General features: G+C 69.5%; 12 protein-coding genes and 2 tRNA genes. 7 read left to right on the top strand and 7 right to left on the bottom strand.

What is annotated here, in order from left to right:
- Nucleotides 1-23: 23 nt before the first annotated feature.
- From ACK4UM_RS16100 to ACK4UM_RS16090, 3 genes are all read left to right on the top strand, one after another.
- Nucleotides 24-401 (top strand): TIGR02300 family protein, encoded by a 378-nt coding sequence (locus ACK4UM_RS16100; protein WP_409801001.1) that lies wholly within the window; start codon nt 24-26, stop codon nt 399-401.
- A 79-nt stretch (nt 402-480) separates the two neighbouring features.
- Nucleotides 481-556 (top strand) — tRNA-Ala (locus ACK4UM_RS16095).
- 106 nt (nt 557-662) lie between these two features.
- Nucleotides 663-738, top strand: a tRNA-Ala gene (locus tag ACK4UM_RS16090).
- An 87-nt stretch (nt 739-825) separates the two neighbouring features.
- Here ACK4UM_RS16090 and ACK4UM_RS16085 read toward each other — a convergent pair.
- Nucleotides 826-1,119, bottom strand: a complete 294-nt coding sequence (locus ACK4UM_RS16085) for a hypothetical protein (protein ID WP_409800999.1) — start codon at nt 1,117-1,119, stop codon at nt 826-828.
- A 278-nt stretch (nt 1,120-1,397) separates the two neighbouring features.
- Between ACK4UM_RS16085 and tenA the strand changes: the two genes are divergently transcribed.
- On the top strand, nt 1,398-2,075 hold the full coding sequence (gene tenA / locus ACK4UM_RS16080) for a thiaminase II (protein ID WP_409800997.1): 678 nt from the start codon (nt 1,398-1,400) through the stop codon (nt 2,073-2,075).
- Nucleotides 2,076-2,115: 40 nt separating this feature from the next.
- Here tenA and greA read toward each other — a convergent pair whose 3' ends face one another.
- Both greA and carB read right to left on the bottom strand, forming a co-directional pair.
- Nucleotides 2,116-2,589 carry a transcription elongation factor GreA gene (gene greA / locus ACK4UM_RS16075; protein ID WP_409800995.1) on the bottom strand — a complete coding sequence of 158 codons (474 nt, stop codon included), beginning with the start codon at nt 2,587-2,589 and terminating at the stop codon, nt 2,116-2,118.
- Between the two features lie 120 nt (nt 2,590-2,709).
- On the bottom strand, nt 2,710-6,180 hold the full coding sequence (gene carB, locus ACK4UM_RS16070; protein WP_409800993.1) for a carbamoyl-phosphate synthase large subunit: 3,471 nt from the start codon (nt 6,178-6,180) through the stop codon (nt 2,710-2,712).
- 272 nt (nt 6,181-6,452) lie between these two features.
- On the opposite strand from carB, the gene ACK4UM_RS16065 reads away from it, so the two are divergent.
- Nucleotides 6,453-7,226, top strand: a complete 774-nt coding sequence (locus tag ACK4UM_RS16065; protein WP_409800991.1) for an SDR family NAD(P)-dependent oxidoreductase — start codon at nt 6,453-6,455, stop codon at nt 7,224-7,226.
- A 435-nt stretch (nt 7,227-7,661) separates the two neighbouring features.
- Nucleotides 7,662-8,552, top strand: a complete 891-nt coding sequence (locus ACK4UM_RS16060; protein WP_409800989.1) for a LysR family transcriptional regulator — start codon at nt 7,662-7,664, stop codon at nt 8,550-8,552.
- 377 nt (nt 8,553-8,929) lie between these two features.
- Here the strand turns inward: ACK4UM_RS16060 and msrP are convergent, their stop codons facing one another.
- On the bottom strand, nt 8,930-9,883 hold the full coding sequence (msrP, locus tag ACK4UM_RS16055) for a protein-methionine-sulfoxide reductase catalytic subunit MsrP (protein ID WP_409800987.1): 954 nt from the start codon (nt 9,881-9,883) through the stop codon (nt 8,930-8,932).
- 231 nt (nt 9,884-10,114) lie between these two features.
- Between msrP and ACK4UM_RS16050 the strand changes: the two genes are divergently transcribed.
- On the top strand, nt 10,115-10,918 hold the full coding sequence (locus tag ACK4UM_RS16050; RefSeq protein ID WP_409800985.1) for an HpcH/HpaI aldolase family protein: 804 nt from the start codon (nt 10,115-10,117) through the stop codon (nt 10,916-10,918).
- Between the two features lie 24 nt (nt 10,919-10,942).
- Here the strand turns inward: ACK4UM_RS16050 and ACK4UM_RS16045 are convergent, their stop codons facing one another.
- From ACK4UM_RS16045 to ACK4UM_RS16035, 3 genes are all read right to left on the bottom strand, one after another.
- Nucleotides 10,943-11,911, bottom strand: coding sequence for a 2-hydroxyacid dehydrogenase (locus ACK4UM_RS16045; protein WP_409800984.1), 969 nt, complete (start codon nt 11,909-11,911; stop codon nt 10,943-10,945).
- A 110-nt stretch (nt 11,912-12,021) separates the two neighbouring features.
- Entirely contained in the window at nt 12,022-13,020 is a 999-nt protein-coding gene (locus tag ACK4UM_RS16040) for a LacI family DNA-binding transcriptional regulator (protein ID WP_409800982.1), read from the bottom strand.
- Between the two features lie 147 nt (nt 13,021-13,167).
- A complete protein-coding gene (locus ACK4UM_RS16035; protein ID WP_409800980.1) occupies nt 13,168-14,094 on the bottom strand; it encodes a DMT family transporter in 927 nt (308 codons plus the stop codon).
- Between the last annotated feature and the right edge of the window lie 182 nt (nt 14,095-14,276).

Here is a 14,276-nt window from a genome sequence, read left to right as displayed (position 1 = left end):
ACGATCTACGAAGGTTTCAGCCCGTGGCCAGACCGGAACTCGGCACCAAGCGGACCTGCCCCGAGACCGGGCGCAAGTTCTACGACCTGAACCGCGACCCCGTCGTCTCCCCCTATAGCGGCGTCGCCTATCCCCGCGCCTCCTTCGAGGCCGTTGGCGTCAAGGGCGGCCGCGTCGTCCCCGTCGTCGAGGAGGCGGAGGAGGAGGAGCTCGAGACGGCGAACGTCGAGCTCGTCTCCCTCGAGGAGGCCGACGACGAGAAGAAGGTCGAGGGCGCCGAGGAGGACATCGACCTCGGAGAGGGCGACGACGACGACACCTTCCTCGCGGAGGAGGAGGAGGGCGACGACGACGTCTCCGGCCTCATCGACGGCGAGATCGAGGACGACGAAGAGGCTTGACATCCCCCGCCGGGGCGATAAACAGGCGCACCGTTTCGACGGACCCGCTCCGCGGCCCCAACCGCGGAGATCGACGAGTGGGGCCATAGCTCAGTTGGGAGAGCGCTTGAATGGCATTCAAGAGGTCGGCGGTTCGATTCCGCCTGGCTCCACCATCGCCTCACGCTCCCTGACGCGCTCGATCCGAGCGGGAGCGCCCCGGCGTCTCGCCGCGGGCCGCGTCGACCCGACGCCGCCACCCCAAGGGCGCGCGCATTGGACGGGGCCATAGCTCAGTTGGGAGAGCGCTTGAATGGCATTCAAGAGGTCGGCGGTTCGATTCCGCCTGGCTCCACCAACGCTCCCACCATCGTGACGATTGCGGAAGCGCCGGGAGAGGCGGGAAGCCGCGCGTGCGGCTCCCCGAAAGCGTGCCGCCCGAGGCTCACTCGCCGTAATCCGACTGCAGGCGGATGCGCTCGTGATTGGCGAAGAACGGCTCGTCGGCGGTGGCGGCCGGCGCGAGGCTCGCGGACGCCTCCGGCACGACGACGCTGCCCGTCGCCTCCACGTCGAAGGCCGGCGCCGACCCGTTCAGCAGGAAGCCGTCGATCTGGCGAGGCTGGTCGTAGAGGCGGATCTCCTCCTCGGGCGTCAGCGCGAGCGCCGGGGCGCCGAGGCCGAGCGCGAGGATCGCACCGGCGAGAGCGGCGGAGCGGAGGGCCGAGATCTTGGTCATGATCGTTTCTCCTAGCGCCACGCGGCAACCTTCGCCGCGGGCTTCGTCACTCCATTTCGGTCGCCGGATGGGAATTGCATCATCGCCGATCGCAGAGTGTGATTTGCAATTTTGCAGGTAACAAACGCGTTTTCGACAGTCACGCGGATTTGATCTTGCGTGATCGCACGAAGCGGCGTTCTCGGCGGGGAGGAACGGCGCGCCTGCCCACTTTCAATCGCGGCGCTTTTGCGCAAAGTGCGCGCGTCCCTCGAACGTTACGGGAGCCCCGAGCCGAGATGTCCCCCCGATCCGACGCCTTTTCCGCACAGGCCTGGAGCCGCAACGGCGCCGCCTACGAGGCGATCCGCACAATGCCCTTCAACGCGGAGCTCGCCGCCGGCACGCTCTCGAAGGAGCGCTTCACGCACTACATCGTCCAGGATGCGCATTACCTGATCGGCTTCGGCCGAGCGCTCGCGCTCGCGGCCGCCAAGGCGCGCGATCCCGATCGCATCGTGCAATTCGCCAAGGGCGCCGAGGTGGCGATCGTCGTCGAGCGCTCGCTGCACGGCTCGTTCTTCGAGCAATACGGCATCGCGCCGCAGACCTTCGCGGAGACGCCGGTCGCGCCGACCTGCCACCATTACGTCTCGTATCTGACGGCGACCGCCTTCGCCGAGCCCTACGAGGTCGTGCTCGCCGCGCTCCTGCCCTGCTTCTGGATCTATGCGGAGGTCGGCCGCGACATCCACGCCCGCGCGGCGCCCGGCAATCCCTACCAGGCCTGGATCGACACCTATGCCGGCGAGGATTTCCATGAGGCGGTGCGCGCCATGATCGCGGCGACCGACGAGGCGGCGGCGCAGGCCTCGCCCGCGATGGTCGCGCGCATGCACGACGCCTATAAAGCCGCGACCCGGCTCGAATGGATGTTCTGGGACGGCGCCTACCGTCTGGAGCGCTGGCCGGTGTGATCCCGCGCCGCACGAGCGGCGCGGCGATCGCCCGTGCCGCTCAGCCGAAATCGACCGAGAGCACCTCGTAGGACTTGCCGCCGCCGGGCGTGACCACCTCGACCGTGTCGCCGACCGTCTTGCCGATGAGCGCGCGGGCGATCGGCGAGCCGATCGAGACGCGGCCGGAATGCACGTCCGCTTCCGGCTCGCCGACGATCTGGTAGACCTTCTCCTCCTCGGTGTCCTCGTCGACGAGGGTCACGCGGGCGCCGAATTTGATCCGGTCGCCGCCGAGCTTGCCGACGTCGATGACTTCCGCGCGGGAGATCAGGCTCTCGAGCTCGAGGATGCGGCCCTCGTTGTGGGATTGGGCTTCCTTCGCGGCGTGGTATTCGGCGTTCTCCGACAGATCGCCGAGCGCGCGCGCTTCGGAGATCGCCTGGATGATCCGCTGGCGCTCCACCTGCTGGCGGTGCTTGAGCTCCTCCTCCAGCTTCTGGAAGCCCTGGGCCGTGATCGGGACCTTGTCCATGTTCGGTCTTCTCGACGCAAAATCAGCGCGCGGAGCGGCGGTTGTCCGGCGCTCCGGCGCTGCGGTGGAGGATCGTGGGAGGCGTTCACGCCTCCCGGTGTCGGCGCGGGCGCCGCAGGCTCAAGCGAAATAATCCTGCAGCGCGCGCACCTCGAGATCGCCGCTCAGATAGGCCTCGATGCCCTCCGCGGCCGCGATCGCTCCTGCCAGAGTGGTATAGTACGGGACCTTGTGCAAGAGGGCGGCGCGGCGCAGCGACCGCGAGTCCGAGAGCGCGCTCGCGCCCTCCGTCGTGTTGAACACGAGATGGACGTCGCCGTTCTTGATCGCGTCGACGATGTGGGGCCGGCCCTCGAGCACCTTGTTGATCTTGCGCGCGGGCACGCCGTTCGCCTCGAGATAGGCCTGGGTGCCCCCCGTCGCGAGGATGACGAAGCCGAGCTCGGCGAGACGCCGCACCGCCGGCAGGAGCCGCGGCTTGTCGTCGTCGCGAACCGACACGAACACGGTGCCGGCCTTCGGCAGCATCGTGCCCGAGCCGAGCTGGCTCTTGAGGAAGGCCACGCCGAAGGAACGGTCGAGGCCGATCACCTCGCCCGTCGAGCGCATCTCCGGCCCGAGCAGCACGTCGACGCCGGGGAAGCGCGCGAAGGGGAACACCGCCTCCTTCACGCCGATATGGGCGAGCTCCTTCTTTTCGAGACCGAAGGAGGCGAGGCTCTCGCCGGCCATCACCCGCGAGGCGATCTTGGCGAAGGGCTCGCCGACGACCTTGGCGACGAAGGGCACGGTCCGCGAGGCGCGCGGATTGACCTCGAGCACGTAGACGGTCCCGTCCTTGAGCGCGTATTGCACGTTCATCAGCCCGCCGACGTCGAGCGCGAGCGCGAGCGCCTTCGTCTGCCGCTCGAGCTCGGCGATCGTCTCCGCCGACAGCGAGCGCGGCGGCAGCGAGCAGGCCGAATCGCCCGAATGGATGCCCGCCTCCTCGATATGCTCCATGATGCCGGCGACGAAGACGTCACGCCCGTCCGCGAGCGCGTCGACGTCGATCTCGATCGCATCGGCGAGGTAGCGGTCGAACAGAAGCGGGTTCTTGCCGAGCACGGTGTTGATCTGCCCGGTCTTGTCGTTGGGGTAGCGCGCCTTGACGTCGGAGGGGATCAGCGAGGGCAGGGTGCCGAGGAGGTAGTCCTCGAACTGCGTCTCGTCGTGGATGATCGCCATCGCGCGCCCGCCGAGCACGTAGGAGGGGCGCACCACGAAGGGCAGGCCGAGATCGCCGGCGACGAGGCGCGCCTGCTCGACCGAATAGGCGATTCCGTTCTTGGGCTGCTTCAAACCGAGCTTGTCGAGGAGGCGCTTGAAGCGGTCGCGGTCTTCCGCGAGGTCGATCGCGTCCGGCGAGGTGCCGAGGATCGGCACGTCCGCCTCCTCGAGCGCGCGCGCGAGCTTGAGCGGCGTCTGGCCGCCGAACTGCACGATGACGCCGTGCAGCGTGCCCTTCGAGCGCTCGGTATCGAGGATCTCGATCACGTCCTCGGCGGTGAGCGGCTCGAAATAGAGCCGATCCGACGTATCGTAATCCGTCGACACCGTCTCCGGATTGCAGTTGATCATGATCGTCTCGTAGCCGACGTCGCCGAGCGCGAAGCAGGCGTGGCAGCAGCAATAGTCGAACTCGATGCCCTGCCCGATCCGGTTCGGCCCGCCGCCGAGGATGACGACCTTCTTGGCGTCCGACGGCCGTGCCTCGTCCGCCGGCACGCCGCCGAAGGGCGCCTCGTAGGTCGAGTACATGTAGGCGGTGGGCGAGGCGAACTCGGCCGCGCAGGTGTCGATGCGCTTGAAGACCGGGCGCACGTCGAGCGCCCGCCGCGCCGCCGTCACCTCGGCCTCGCTCCTGCCCGAGAGCACCGCGAGGCGTGCGTCCGAGAAGCCCATCGCCTTGAGGCGGCGCATGGCGCCGGGCGTCGTCGGCAGGCCGAGCGCGCGCACCTTCGCCTCGGTCTCGACGATGTCGCGGATGTGCTCGAGGAACCAGGGGTCGATCCGGCAGGAGGCGTGGATCTCCTCGGTCGTCGCGCCGAGCCGCATCGCCTGGGCGACCTTGAGGAGCCGGTCGGGCGTCGGCGTGCCGAGCGCGGCCTTGATGGCGTTGCGGTCGTCGCCCTTGCCGAGCCCCTCGATCTCGATCTCGTCGAGGCCGGTCAGCCCGGTCTCCAGCGAGCGCAGCGCCTTCTGCAGGCTCTCGGCGAAGGTGCGGCCGATCGCCATCGCCTCGCCGACGGACTTCATCGAGGTGGTGAGCGTGGGCTCGGAGCCGGGGAACTTCTCGAAGGCGAAGCGGGGGATCTTGGTGACGACGTAGTCGATCGTCGGCTCGAAGGAGGCCGGCGTCGCGCCGCCCGTGATGTCGTTGGCGATCTCGTCGAGCGTGTAGCCCACCGCGAGCTTCGCCGCGACCTTGGCGATCGGGAAGCCCGTCGCCTTCGAGGCGAGCGCCGAGGAGCGCGAGACGCGCGGGTTCATCTCGATCACGACCATGCGCCCATTCGCCGGGTTGATCGCGAATTGCACGTTCGAGCCGCCGGTCTCGACCCCGATCTCGCGCAACACCGCGATCGAGGCGTCGCGCATGATCTGGTATTCCTTGTCGGTGAGCGTCAGCGCCGGCGCGACCGTGATCGAATCGCCCGTGTGCACGCCCATCGGATCGATGTTCTCGATCGAGCAGACGATGATGCAATTGTCGGCGCGGTCGCGCACGACCTCCATCTCGTATTCCTTCCAACCGAGCACGCTCTCCTCGATCAGGACCTCGCCCGTCGGGGAGGCGTCCAGACCGCGCTCGACGATGTCGAGGAACTCCTCGCGGTTGTAGGCGATGCCGCCGCCGGTGCCGCCCAGCGTGAAGGAGGGGCGGATGATCGCCGGCAGGCCGATCTCGGCGAGCGCCATCAGGGCCTCGCCGAGCGCGTATTCGATCGTGCGCTTGCGCCGCTCGCTCTCGCCGGCCGCCCATTTGCGCGCGAAGGCGGCGCGCAGATCGGCCTTCTCGGTCTCGGACACGTCGAGCGCGTCGATGCGGGCGAGCTCGGCCGCGTGCTCGTCGCGGTGCTTCTTCTTCAGCGAGGAGGCGTTGGCGAGGCGCGAGGAGGGCGTCTCGAGGCCGATCTTCGCCATCGCCTCGCGGAAGAGCTGGCGGTCCTCCGCCTTGTCGATCGCGACCGCGTCCGCGCCGATCATCTCGACGCCGTACCTCTCGAGGACGCCCATCTTCTGCAGCGAGAGCGCGCAATTGAGCGCCGTCTGCCCGCCCATCGTCGGCAGGAGCGCGTCCGGGCGCTCCGCCTCGATGATCTTGGCGACCACTTCCGGCGTGATCGGCTCGACATAGGTGCGATCCGCGAGCTCGGGATCGGTCATGATCGTCGCCGGATTGGAATTGACGAGGATGATCCGATAGCCTTCCTCGCGCAGCGCCTTGCAGGCCTGCGTGCCGGAATAATCGAATTCGCAGGCCTGTCCGATCACGATCGGACCCGCGCCGATGATGAGGATCGAGGAGATGTCGGTGCGTTTGGGCATGCGCGGTTCCGTTCTCGGGCGGGGCTCGGGCGCGCGAGGCGGAGGCGACCGCGCGCGCGATCGTCCCCATGCCTCTCGGCCCGGGCGCTTCAAGCGACCAGGAGTCAGATTTGGCGGGGTCTATAGACGGCTTTTGGCGAAAGCGAAAGGCTCGGCCCGAGCGGATCGACAGGAAGCGCGCATCGTGGCGCTTTCGCGCCTGCGGCGCATTGGCAGCGCGGCCACGAGAACATAGTTATGGTGCGGTGCCGCGTCGAAAGGAGAGAGTGCGCATGTCGGAACCCCGCTGGACCATCGTCACCGGAGCTTCGAGCGGCATCGGGGCCGAAATCGCACGTCGATTCTCTGCGATCGGACACAATCTCGTGCTCGTGGCCCGTCGCCGCGAGCGGCTCGAGAGCCTCGCCTCCGAGCTCGTCGCGAAGGATAGGGGCTTCGTCGAGACGATGGAATGCGATCTCGCAGGCACCGACGCCGCGCAGGAGCTGCATTCCCGTATCCTCGCCAAGGACCTCGCGCCGCACACGCTCGTCAACGCGGCGGGCTTCGGGCTGCGCGGCGATTTCATCGATCTGCCGCTCGAGGAGCAGATGCAGATGATCGCGCTCAACGTCGCGGTGCCGACCGCTCTGTGCCGCCTGTTCCTGCCCGACATGATCGCGCGCGGGCGCGGCGGCATCCTCAACGTCGCCTCGATGGGCGCCTTCCAGGCGAGCCCGCACATGGCGACCTACCAGGCGACCAAGGCCTATCTCCTCTCGCTCTCCGAGGCGCTGCACGAGGAGGCGAAGCCCTTCGGCGTCGTCGTCACCGCTCTGTGCCCGGGCGCGACCGGCACCGAGTTCGGCGCGAGCCTCGACGGCGGCGAGCGCCGCTACCTGCGCTCGCGGCTCGACGCGAAGCGGGTCGCGCGGATCGGGGTCGAGTCCTACCGCGCGGGCCACGCCGTCTGCGTTCCGGGCGCTCGCAACAAGACCGCGATCGGCCTCGGCCGCCTCCTCCCCCGCATGCTCGCCCGCCGCGTCGCGGGCGCGATGCAGCGCTGAGAGTTCGAAAGGGGAGAGCCGGCGCCAGACGGCGACCGGCCCTCTCCTTCCCCTCAGGGGAAGGTGGCCCGGCGGCGAAGCCGACGGGTCGGATAGGGTTATTCGCGCCGAAGGCGCGAAGGGGCGTGGTCCTAAAGCTCCTTGCGTAAGGCGGCTCCCGACGCCCCTTCGACCCTTCGGGTCGAATGACCCCATCCGCCTCCGACCCCTGTTCGGGGTCGGAGCCACCTTCCCCTGAGGGGAAGGAGAGGGAGCGCTTTCTCCGTCGTCCTCGAGCGGACGCCGCGGCGCGGGCTCCGCGACTTCTCCTCAATTCCCCGTCCGCGGTGGGAAACGGGACGGTTTCGCTTGCGGCTCGCGGCGCGAGCGGCGATGATGCGCGCGGAATAGGCAGTCGCACGAACCGGGCCGGCGGCGGCCGCGGGGAACGCCGTCGTGGATTGGGACAAGGTTCGCATCTTCTTCACCGTCGCCGAGGCGGGGTCCTTCACCCGTGCGGGCGACGATCTGGGCTTGAGCCAATCGGCGGTCAGCCGGCAGATCAGCGCGCTCGAGCGCGAGCTGCGCGCGCCGCTCTTCCACCGTCACGCCCGCGGGCTCCTCCTCACGGAACAGGGCGAGCTCCTGTTCCGCGCCGCGCGCGACATGAAGATGCGCCTCGAGACGACCCGCGCGCGCCTCGCCGAGACGGCAGAGCGTCCCTCCGGCGACCTCAAGGTGACGACCACGGTCGGCCTCGGCTCGCTCTGGCTGACGCAGCGTCTGCCGGAATTCTTCGACCTCTATCCCGAGATCCGCGTCGAGCTGATCCTCTCCAACGAAGAGCTCGATCTCGGCATGCGCGAGGCCGACGTCGCGATCAGGCTGCGCCAGCCGACCCAGCCGGACCTGATCCAGCGTCGCCTGTTCACGGTGCATTTCCACATCTACGCGTCGGCGGAATACATCAAGCAGTTCGGAGAGCCGAAGACGCTCGCCGATCTCGACACGCACCGGCTCCTCGCCTTCGGCGGCGATCAGCCCTCCTATCTGCTCGCGGTGCACTGGCTTTCGACCGCCGGCCGCGACGTGCGCAACCCGCGCACCTATCAATGCGTGATCAACAACATTTCCGGCCTCAAGACGGCGGTGGAGAGCGGGGCCGGCATCGCGGTGCTGCCCGATTACGTCACCGATCAGAACACGCAGCTCGTGCAGATCCTGCGCGACGTCGAGATGCCCTCGCTCGATTCCTACCTCGTCTATGCGGAGGAGATGCGCCAGGTCGCCCGCGTCCAGGTCTTCCGCGACTTCCTGGTCTCGAAGGCCCAGCGCTGGACCTATTGAGCCCACGCGATGGGCAGTCGCGAGCTCTGCCGTTTTTCTAGGCGGGTGAGCGGTCGTTCAGCGGGCGTCCGACGCAACCCCGGCCGTCTTCACGACGCAAATGCGACGGCGCGGCAAGGAATCGGGGGAAAAGCGTGGCGGCAGCCATGCGCGCGACGCAGGGGTGATTCACCTTTATGTGCATTGCAAAGCGGCAGACTGCGCGCCATATCGGCATTGGCTGAAGGCGATGGGACCGCTACTTCCTCCCGGCGGTTTTCCATTTCGGCCGTTCCCCTCTGGAGGGTTTCGACGCTCCCAGTCGAAGCTCGACAAACTTTCGAAGCCGCTTCCGCCAAGTCGGAAGCGGCTTTTTTTCTGCGCGGCGCCCGCCACCCTCACGCGAACAGCCGCTCCCTCTCCATGCCCTCGTAGAGGTCGGCGACCCATTCGCCGTAGCCGTTGAAGAGGAGCGTGTCGCGGCGCTCGTTGGTGCCGAGCATGCGCTCGGTCGCTTGGCTCCAGCGCGGATGCGGCACGTCCGGGTTCACGTTCGCCCAGAACCCGTATTCCTGCGGGGCGAGCTCCTCCCAGAACGACATCGGCCGCTCCTCCACGAAGCGGAAGGCGACGATCGACTTGATCGACTTGAAGCCGTATTTCCACGGCACGATCAGGCGCAGCGGCGCGCCGAACTGGTTGGCGATCGGCTTCCCGTAGATGCCGGTCACCATCATCGTCAGCTCGTTCGTGGCCTCGGCGATGGTGAGACCCTCGGTATAGGGCCAGGGATACCAGATCTGGCGCTGGCCCGGCGCCATGGTCGGCTCGTAGAAGGTCTCCATCAGGACGTATTTGGCCGAGGAGAGCGGGCGGGCGAGCGCCACGAGGTCGGCCATCGGGAAGCCCGTCCACGGCACCGCCATCGCCCAAGCCTCGACGCAGCGGAAGCGGTAGAGGCGCTCCTCGAGGCTCATGCGCCGGATCAGCGCCTCGACGTCGAGCGTCTGCTCCTCCTCGACGAGGCCCTCGATCCGCACGCTCCACGGCCAGGCCTCGAGCCGCTGCGCGGCGGCGGCGACGCTCTTCGAGGAGCCGAACTCGTAGAAATTGTTGTAGTTCGCCGCGACGCTCTCCTCGGTCAGGTCCCGGTCGAGGACGAAGCCCTCGTTGCGGGGGGCGGGGTAGAGGTCGCTCGTCGGGCGCTCCTCGGCCAGGGCGATGCGCGGCAGGGCCGAGGCCCCGATCAGGCCGGCGGCGCCCGCCATCAGCGTGCGTCTGTTCAGGAACACGCTCTCGGGCGTCGCCTCGCTCTCGGGGATCTCCCAGCCGCGCTTGCGCTTGATGAACATTCCGTGCGCTCCCTCGTCGGCCGGCCGCGCCGGCGCCTCGCGTCTTTCCTCGGGGGAAACATCGGGCACTCCCCCCGGCCCGGCAAGTCACGGCCTCGCGAGCGGGCGGCCGTGGTGCGGGCATCCTGCCCGAGGCGGAAGCGGCGCGCGTGCGGGTTATCGTCGCGCGAGCGAGCCTGTATGAAGGGAGGCAGACGCCGGGAACGGCGCCCCAGACATCAGGAGACGCCCATGCAGACCGAGCCGCGCGAGCATCCCGGCACCGCCGCCCTCTCCGCCCTCTCCCGGGGGCTTTCGGGGACGAGCCCCGTTCTCGTCGGCTGGTGCGGCCTCCCCGAGCCGACGGTCCCCGGGCTCATGGCGCGCGAGCCCTTCGACGCGATCGCGATCGACATGCAGCACGCGCCCGTCGACCTGCGCGCCGTCGTCTCCGCGATCCCGCTCGTCGCCGCCGCCGGCAAGCCGACGATCGTGCGGGTGCCGGTGGGCGATTTCGCCACGGTCTCGCGCGTGCTCGACGCGGGCGCGGTGGGGATCATCGCGCCGATGATCGACACGCCCGAGGACGCGCGCCGGCTCGTCTCCTTCGCCAAGTTCCCGCCCGTCGGCGGACGCTCCTGGGGGCCGGCTGGCGCGCTCGCGCTCACGGGGATGGACCACCCGACCTATTTCGCGCGGGCGAACGGGCTCGTCGTCGTTCTCGCCATGATCGAGACCCGCGCCGCGCTCGACGCGATCGACGAGATCCTGGCGGTCGAGGGGCTCGACGGCATCTTCATCGGCCCCGCCGATCTGTCGGTCGGGCTCTCGCAGGGGGCGCGGCTCGCGCCGGAGAGCGCGGAGGTGGATGCGGCGATGCGTCACGCCATCGAGCGCGCCCGCGCGGCGGGCAAGTCGATCGGCGCCTTCGCCGCCAACCCCGCCCGCGGCCGCGCCCTCGTCGAGATGGGCTTCGACCTCGTCGCGCTGGGCTCCGACACGATGTTCATGCAAGCCGGCGCCCGCGCCGCGGTGGCGACGGCGCGGGGAGGCTAGAGGCGCTCGCTCGCGATCCGGCGCCTATTCCCGCGTGGCCGTCACCGGCGTCTCGGGCACCGGGGTGAGGGGGCCTTTGCCGGCGAGCCAGGAAAGGATGTTGTCGACGACGAGGCGGGCCATCAGGCTGCGCGTGTGGATTGTCGCCGAGCCGACATGAGGGAGGAGCACGACGTCGTCGCGGGCGATCAACGCCTGCGGCACGCGCGGTTCGTCCTCGAAGACGTCGAGCCCCGCGGCGCCGAGACGCCCCGCCTCGAGCGCCTCGACGAGCGCCGCCTCGTCGACGACGCTGCCGCGGCCGACATTGATCAGCGTTCCCGTCGGCCCGAGCGCGGCGAGCACGCTCGCGTCGATCATGTGGCGCGTGGCGGCGCCGCCCGGCGCGACGCTGACGAGAATGTCGACCGCCTTCGCCATCTCGTGCAGGTTCGCGACATAAGCGTGCGGCACGCCCTCCTGCGGGCGCCGGCCGTGATAGACGATCTCGACCCCGAACGCGTCGAGCCGGCGCGCGATCGCCTTGCCGATCCGCCCGTAGCCGAGGATGCCGACGCGCTTCTCGCGCAGCGTGTTCGTGAGCGGAAAGGCTCCTTCGAGCCAGGATCCCGAGCGCAGATAGCGCTCGGCGGCGCCGAGCCGGCGCACCGTCATCAGGAGGAGGCCGAGCGTCAGGTCGGCGACCTCCTCGGTGAGGACGTCGGGCGTGTTCGTCACCACGATGCCGCGCGCGGCCGCGGCGGCCGTGTCGACATGGTCGTAGCCGACCCCGAAGCTCGCCACGATCTCGCAATTTGGCAGGAGATCTAGGAAGGCGCCGTCGATCGGCAGGTGCGAGCCCGTCGCGACCGCACGGATCGCCGATCCGCGCTGCGCGAGGAAGGCGTCGGGATCGGGCATTTCCCAGAGCTTGTGGAGGGTTCCGGCCTGCGCGAGCGCCTCGGCGACGAGCGGCAGCATCGGCCGCGGCATCAGGATTTCGGGTGTCGACACGGGTCCTCGCCTCCCTCGTTTCCCTCAACGAAGCAGGAAACGGCGCCGCGGCAAAGGCGAAATCGCGCGCGGGCGTCTGGGGGAGGGCGCGTCGCGACGAGGCGCGCGGCTCAATGCGCGGCGGTGGTCGCGCGGGCGACGAGCTCGGGGGCGAAGACGTGGCGCTCGGGCGGAGCCTCGGGATCGACGATGCGGCGCATCAGCACCTCGGCGGCGCGGCGGCCGACGGCGTCGTGGTGCGTGCGCACGGTGGTGAGGCCCGGCGCGCTCGTCGCCGCCTCCGGCGCGTCCCCGCAGCCGACGATCGACACGTCGATCCCCGGCCGCTTGCCCGTGCGCGCGAGCCCGACCATCGCCCCGAAGGCGACGAGATCGTTCACGCAGACGATCGCAGTCGGCGGGTCGTCCTGCGCGAGGATCGTCACCGTGCCGGCGATGCCGGTCTCGCGCGTGCCGTAGCCGTCGACGAGATGGTCCGGATCGACGGGAAGCCCCCGCGCCGCCATCGCCGCGAGGAAGCCCGCGCGGCGGGCGCGGTCGCTCGAGATCATCGGGTCGCCGCCGATCATGCCGATGCGGCGGTGGCCGAGCGCGACGAGATGGTCGACCGCAAGCTCCGCCCCCGCCCCGTCGTCGACGCCGACATAGTCGAAGCCCGCGCCATCGACGTCCCGCTGCACGAGCACGACGGGGATGCCCGCATCGACGAGATGGGCGAGCGCCTCGGCGGTCGATCCGCTCGCGGGGCAGATCAGCATGCCGTCCGGGCGGAATTCGCGCAGCATGCCGAGCACGCGCTCCTGCCGGTCGAGGCTCTCGGCATAGGTGCCGAGCAGGATCGTGCGGCCGGCGTCGCGCGCGGCGTCCTCGACGACGGCGAGGATGCGCGCGGCGTCGGGCTGCGAGACGTCGTTGAGGCCCACCGCGATCATGTCCGAGCGGGAGGTGCGCAGGGCGGCGGCGCTGCGATTGTAGGTGTAGCCGAGCTCGCGGGCGGCCTGCTGCACCCGCAGCCGGGTCGCGTCGGCGACGACGGGCGCGTTGCGCAGAGCGAGGGAGACCGTCGCGGTCGACACGTCGAGCATGTCGGCGATGATCTGGAGGGTCACGCGACCGCGCGCACCGCGCGTCGGCGATAGACTGCCGGTCTCCATGTGCGTCCTTGCGGTTTCCCCTCGACTTTAATCGAGGTTAAGCCCGAGGGTCGGCAATCGTCTATTGGGAAACGTACGTAAGTCCGCCTGACACGGCTCGCGTCAAGGGCGCCGCCCGCGGATCGCCCGCTCGCGGGCGAGGAGATAGAGCCCGCAGGCGATGACGATCGCCGCGCCGATCAGCGTGAAGACGTCCGGGAAATCGCCGAAGACGAGCCAGCCCAGCGCGAGCATCCAGACGATCTGCGTGTACAGGAACGGCGAGAGCACGGCGGCGGGGGCGCGGGCATGGGCGAGGATCAGGAGCCAGTGCCCCACCGTGCCGTAGACCGCCACCGAGCCGAGAAGGAGCCAGAAGGCGAGGCTCGGCGGCTCGATCCAGACGAAGGGCACGATCGGGGTGGCGAGCGCCACGCCGCCGAGCCCCGAATAGAACAGGATCGTGCGCGGGTGATCGACCTGCGCGAGCATGCGCGTCGTGATCGCATAGAGCCCGTAGCAGACGACGCCCATCAGCGAGAGCAGGAAGGCCGGATGCAGCCCGCCGAGCCCCGGGCGCACCACGACGAGCACGCCCAGAAAGCCGATCGCGATCGCCGCGAGCCGGCGCGGCCCGAGCCGCTCGCCGAGCATCGGCCCGGCGAGGAGCGCGACGAGGAAGGGCACCGAGAAGGTGATCGCCATCGCCTCGGCGAGCTGGAGATATTGCAAAGCGAGGAAGTTGAAGACGGTCGACCCGAACAGGAGGAGCGAGCGCGCGCCCTGCAGCCAGGGTCTCGCGGTGCGGCTCACGCCCGGCGTCGTGAAGGCGTTGACGAACAGGCTCACGAGCACGACCGAGCCGATATAGCGCACCCAGACGGTCTGCAGCGGGTCGAGCACCTGGTTGAGGTACTTGGCGGTGGCGTCGAGCGCGGAGAAGCAGACGAGCGCGGTGCACATCAAGGCGATGCCGACGAGCCGCCGACGGCTCTCGGCGTGGTCGAGCGGCGCTTCGAGATCCGTGCGGGGCGGGCGGGGTCGATTCATGGGAGGACGTTATAGGCCGAGCGGCACGAGCGTGAGGGCCGTTTCGCGCACGAGGCGCAGCGCGTCCGCGCCCCGGGGGCGGGGGGGGGGGGGGGGGGGGGGGGTGCGGGGGGCGGCGAACCGGCATGGGTTCGGAGCCAAAAGGCCGGGGGAGATCCGTACCCACAGGGGTAGGTGGGGAC

Origin of the sequence: Salinarimonas sp., assembly GCF_046292825.1 — a bacterium.
Classification (GTDB): Bacteria; Pseudomonadota; Alphaproteobacteria; order Rhizobiales; family Beijerinckiaceae; genus Salinarimonas.
Note: the sequence above shows the minus strand (reverse complement) of the source record. Positions and strands in the feature narration are given on the sequence as shown.

Coding starts and splice junctions, on each gene's coding strand:
- tenA (WP_409800997.1), top strand. CDS start 1,398: ATGTCCCCCCGATCCGACGCCTTTTCCGCACAGGCCTGGAGCCGCAAC.
- msrP (WP_409800987.1), bottom strand. CDS start 9,883: ATGTTCATCAAGCGCAAGCGCGGCTGGGAGATCCCCGAGAGCGAGGCG.
- ACK4UM_RS16035 (WP_409800980.1), bottom strand. CDS start 14,094: ATGAATCGACCCCGCCCGCCCCGCACGGATCTCGAAGCGCCGCTCGAC.
- ACK4UM_RS16085 (WP_409800999.1), bottom strand. CDS start 1,119: ATGACCAAGATCTCGGCCCTCCGCTCCGCCGCTCTCGCCGGTGCGATC.
- greA (WP_409800995.1), bottom strand. CDS start 2,589: ATGGACAAGGTCCCGATCACGGCCCAGGGCTTCCAGAAGCTGGAGGAG.
- carB (WP_409800993.1), bottom strand. CDS start 6,180: ATGCCCAAACGCACCGACATCTCCTCGATCCTCATCATCGGCGCGGGT.
- ACK4UM_RS16050 (WP_409800985.1), top strand. CDS start 10,115: ATGCAGACCGAGCCGCGCGAGCATCCCGGCACCGCCGCCCTCTCCGCC.
- ACK4UM_RS16065 (WP_409800991.1), top strand. CDS start 6,453: ATGTCGGAACCCCGCTGGACCATCGTCACCGGAGCTTCGAGCGGCATC.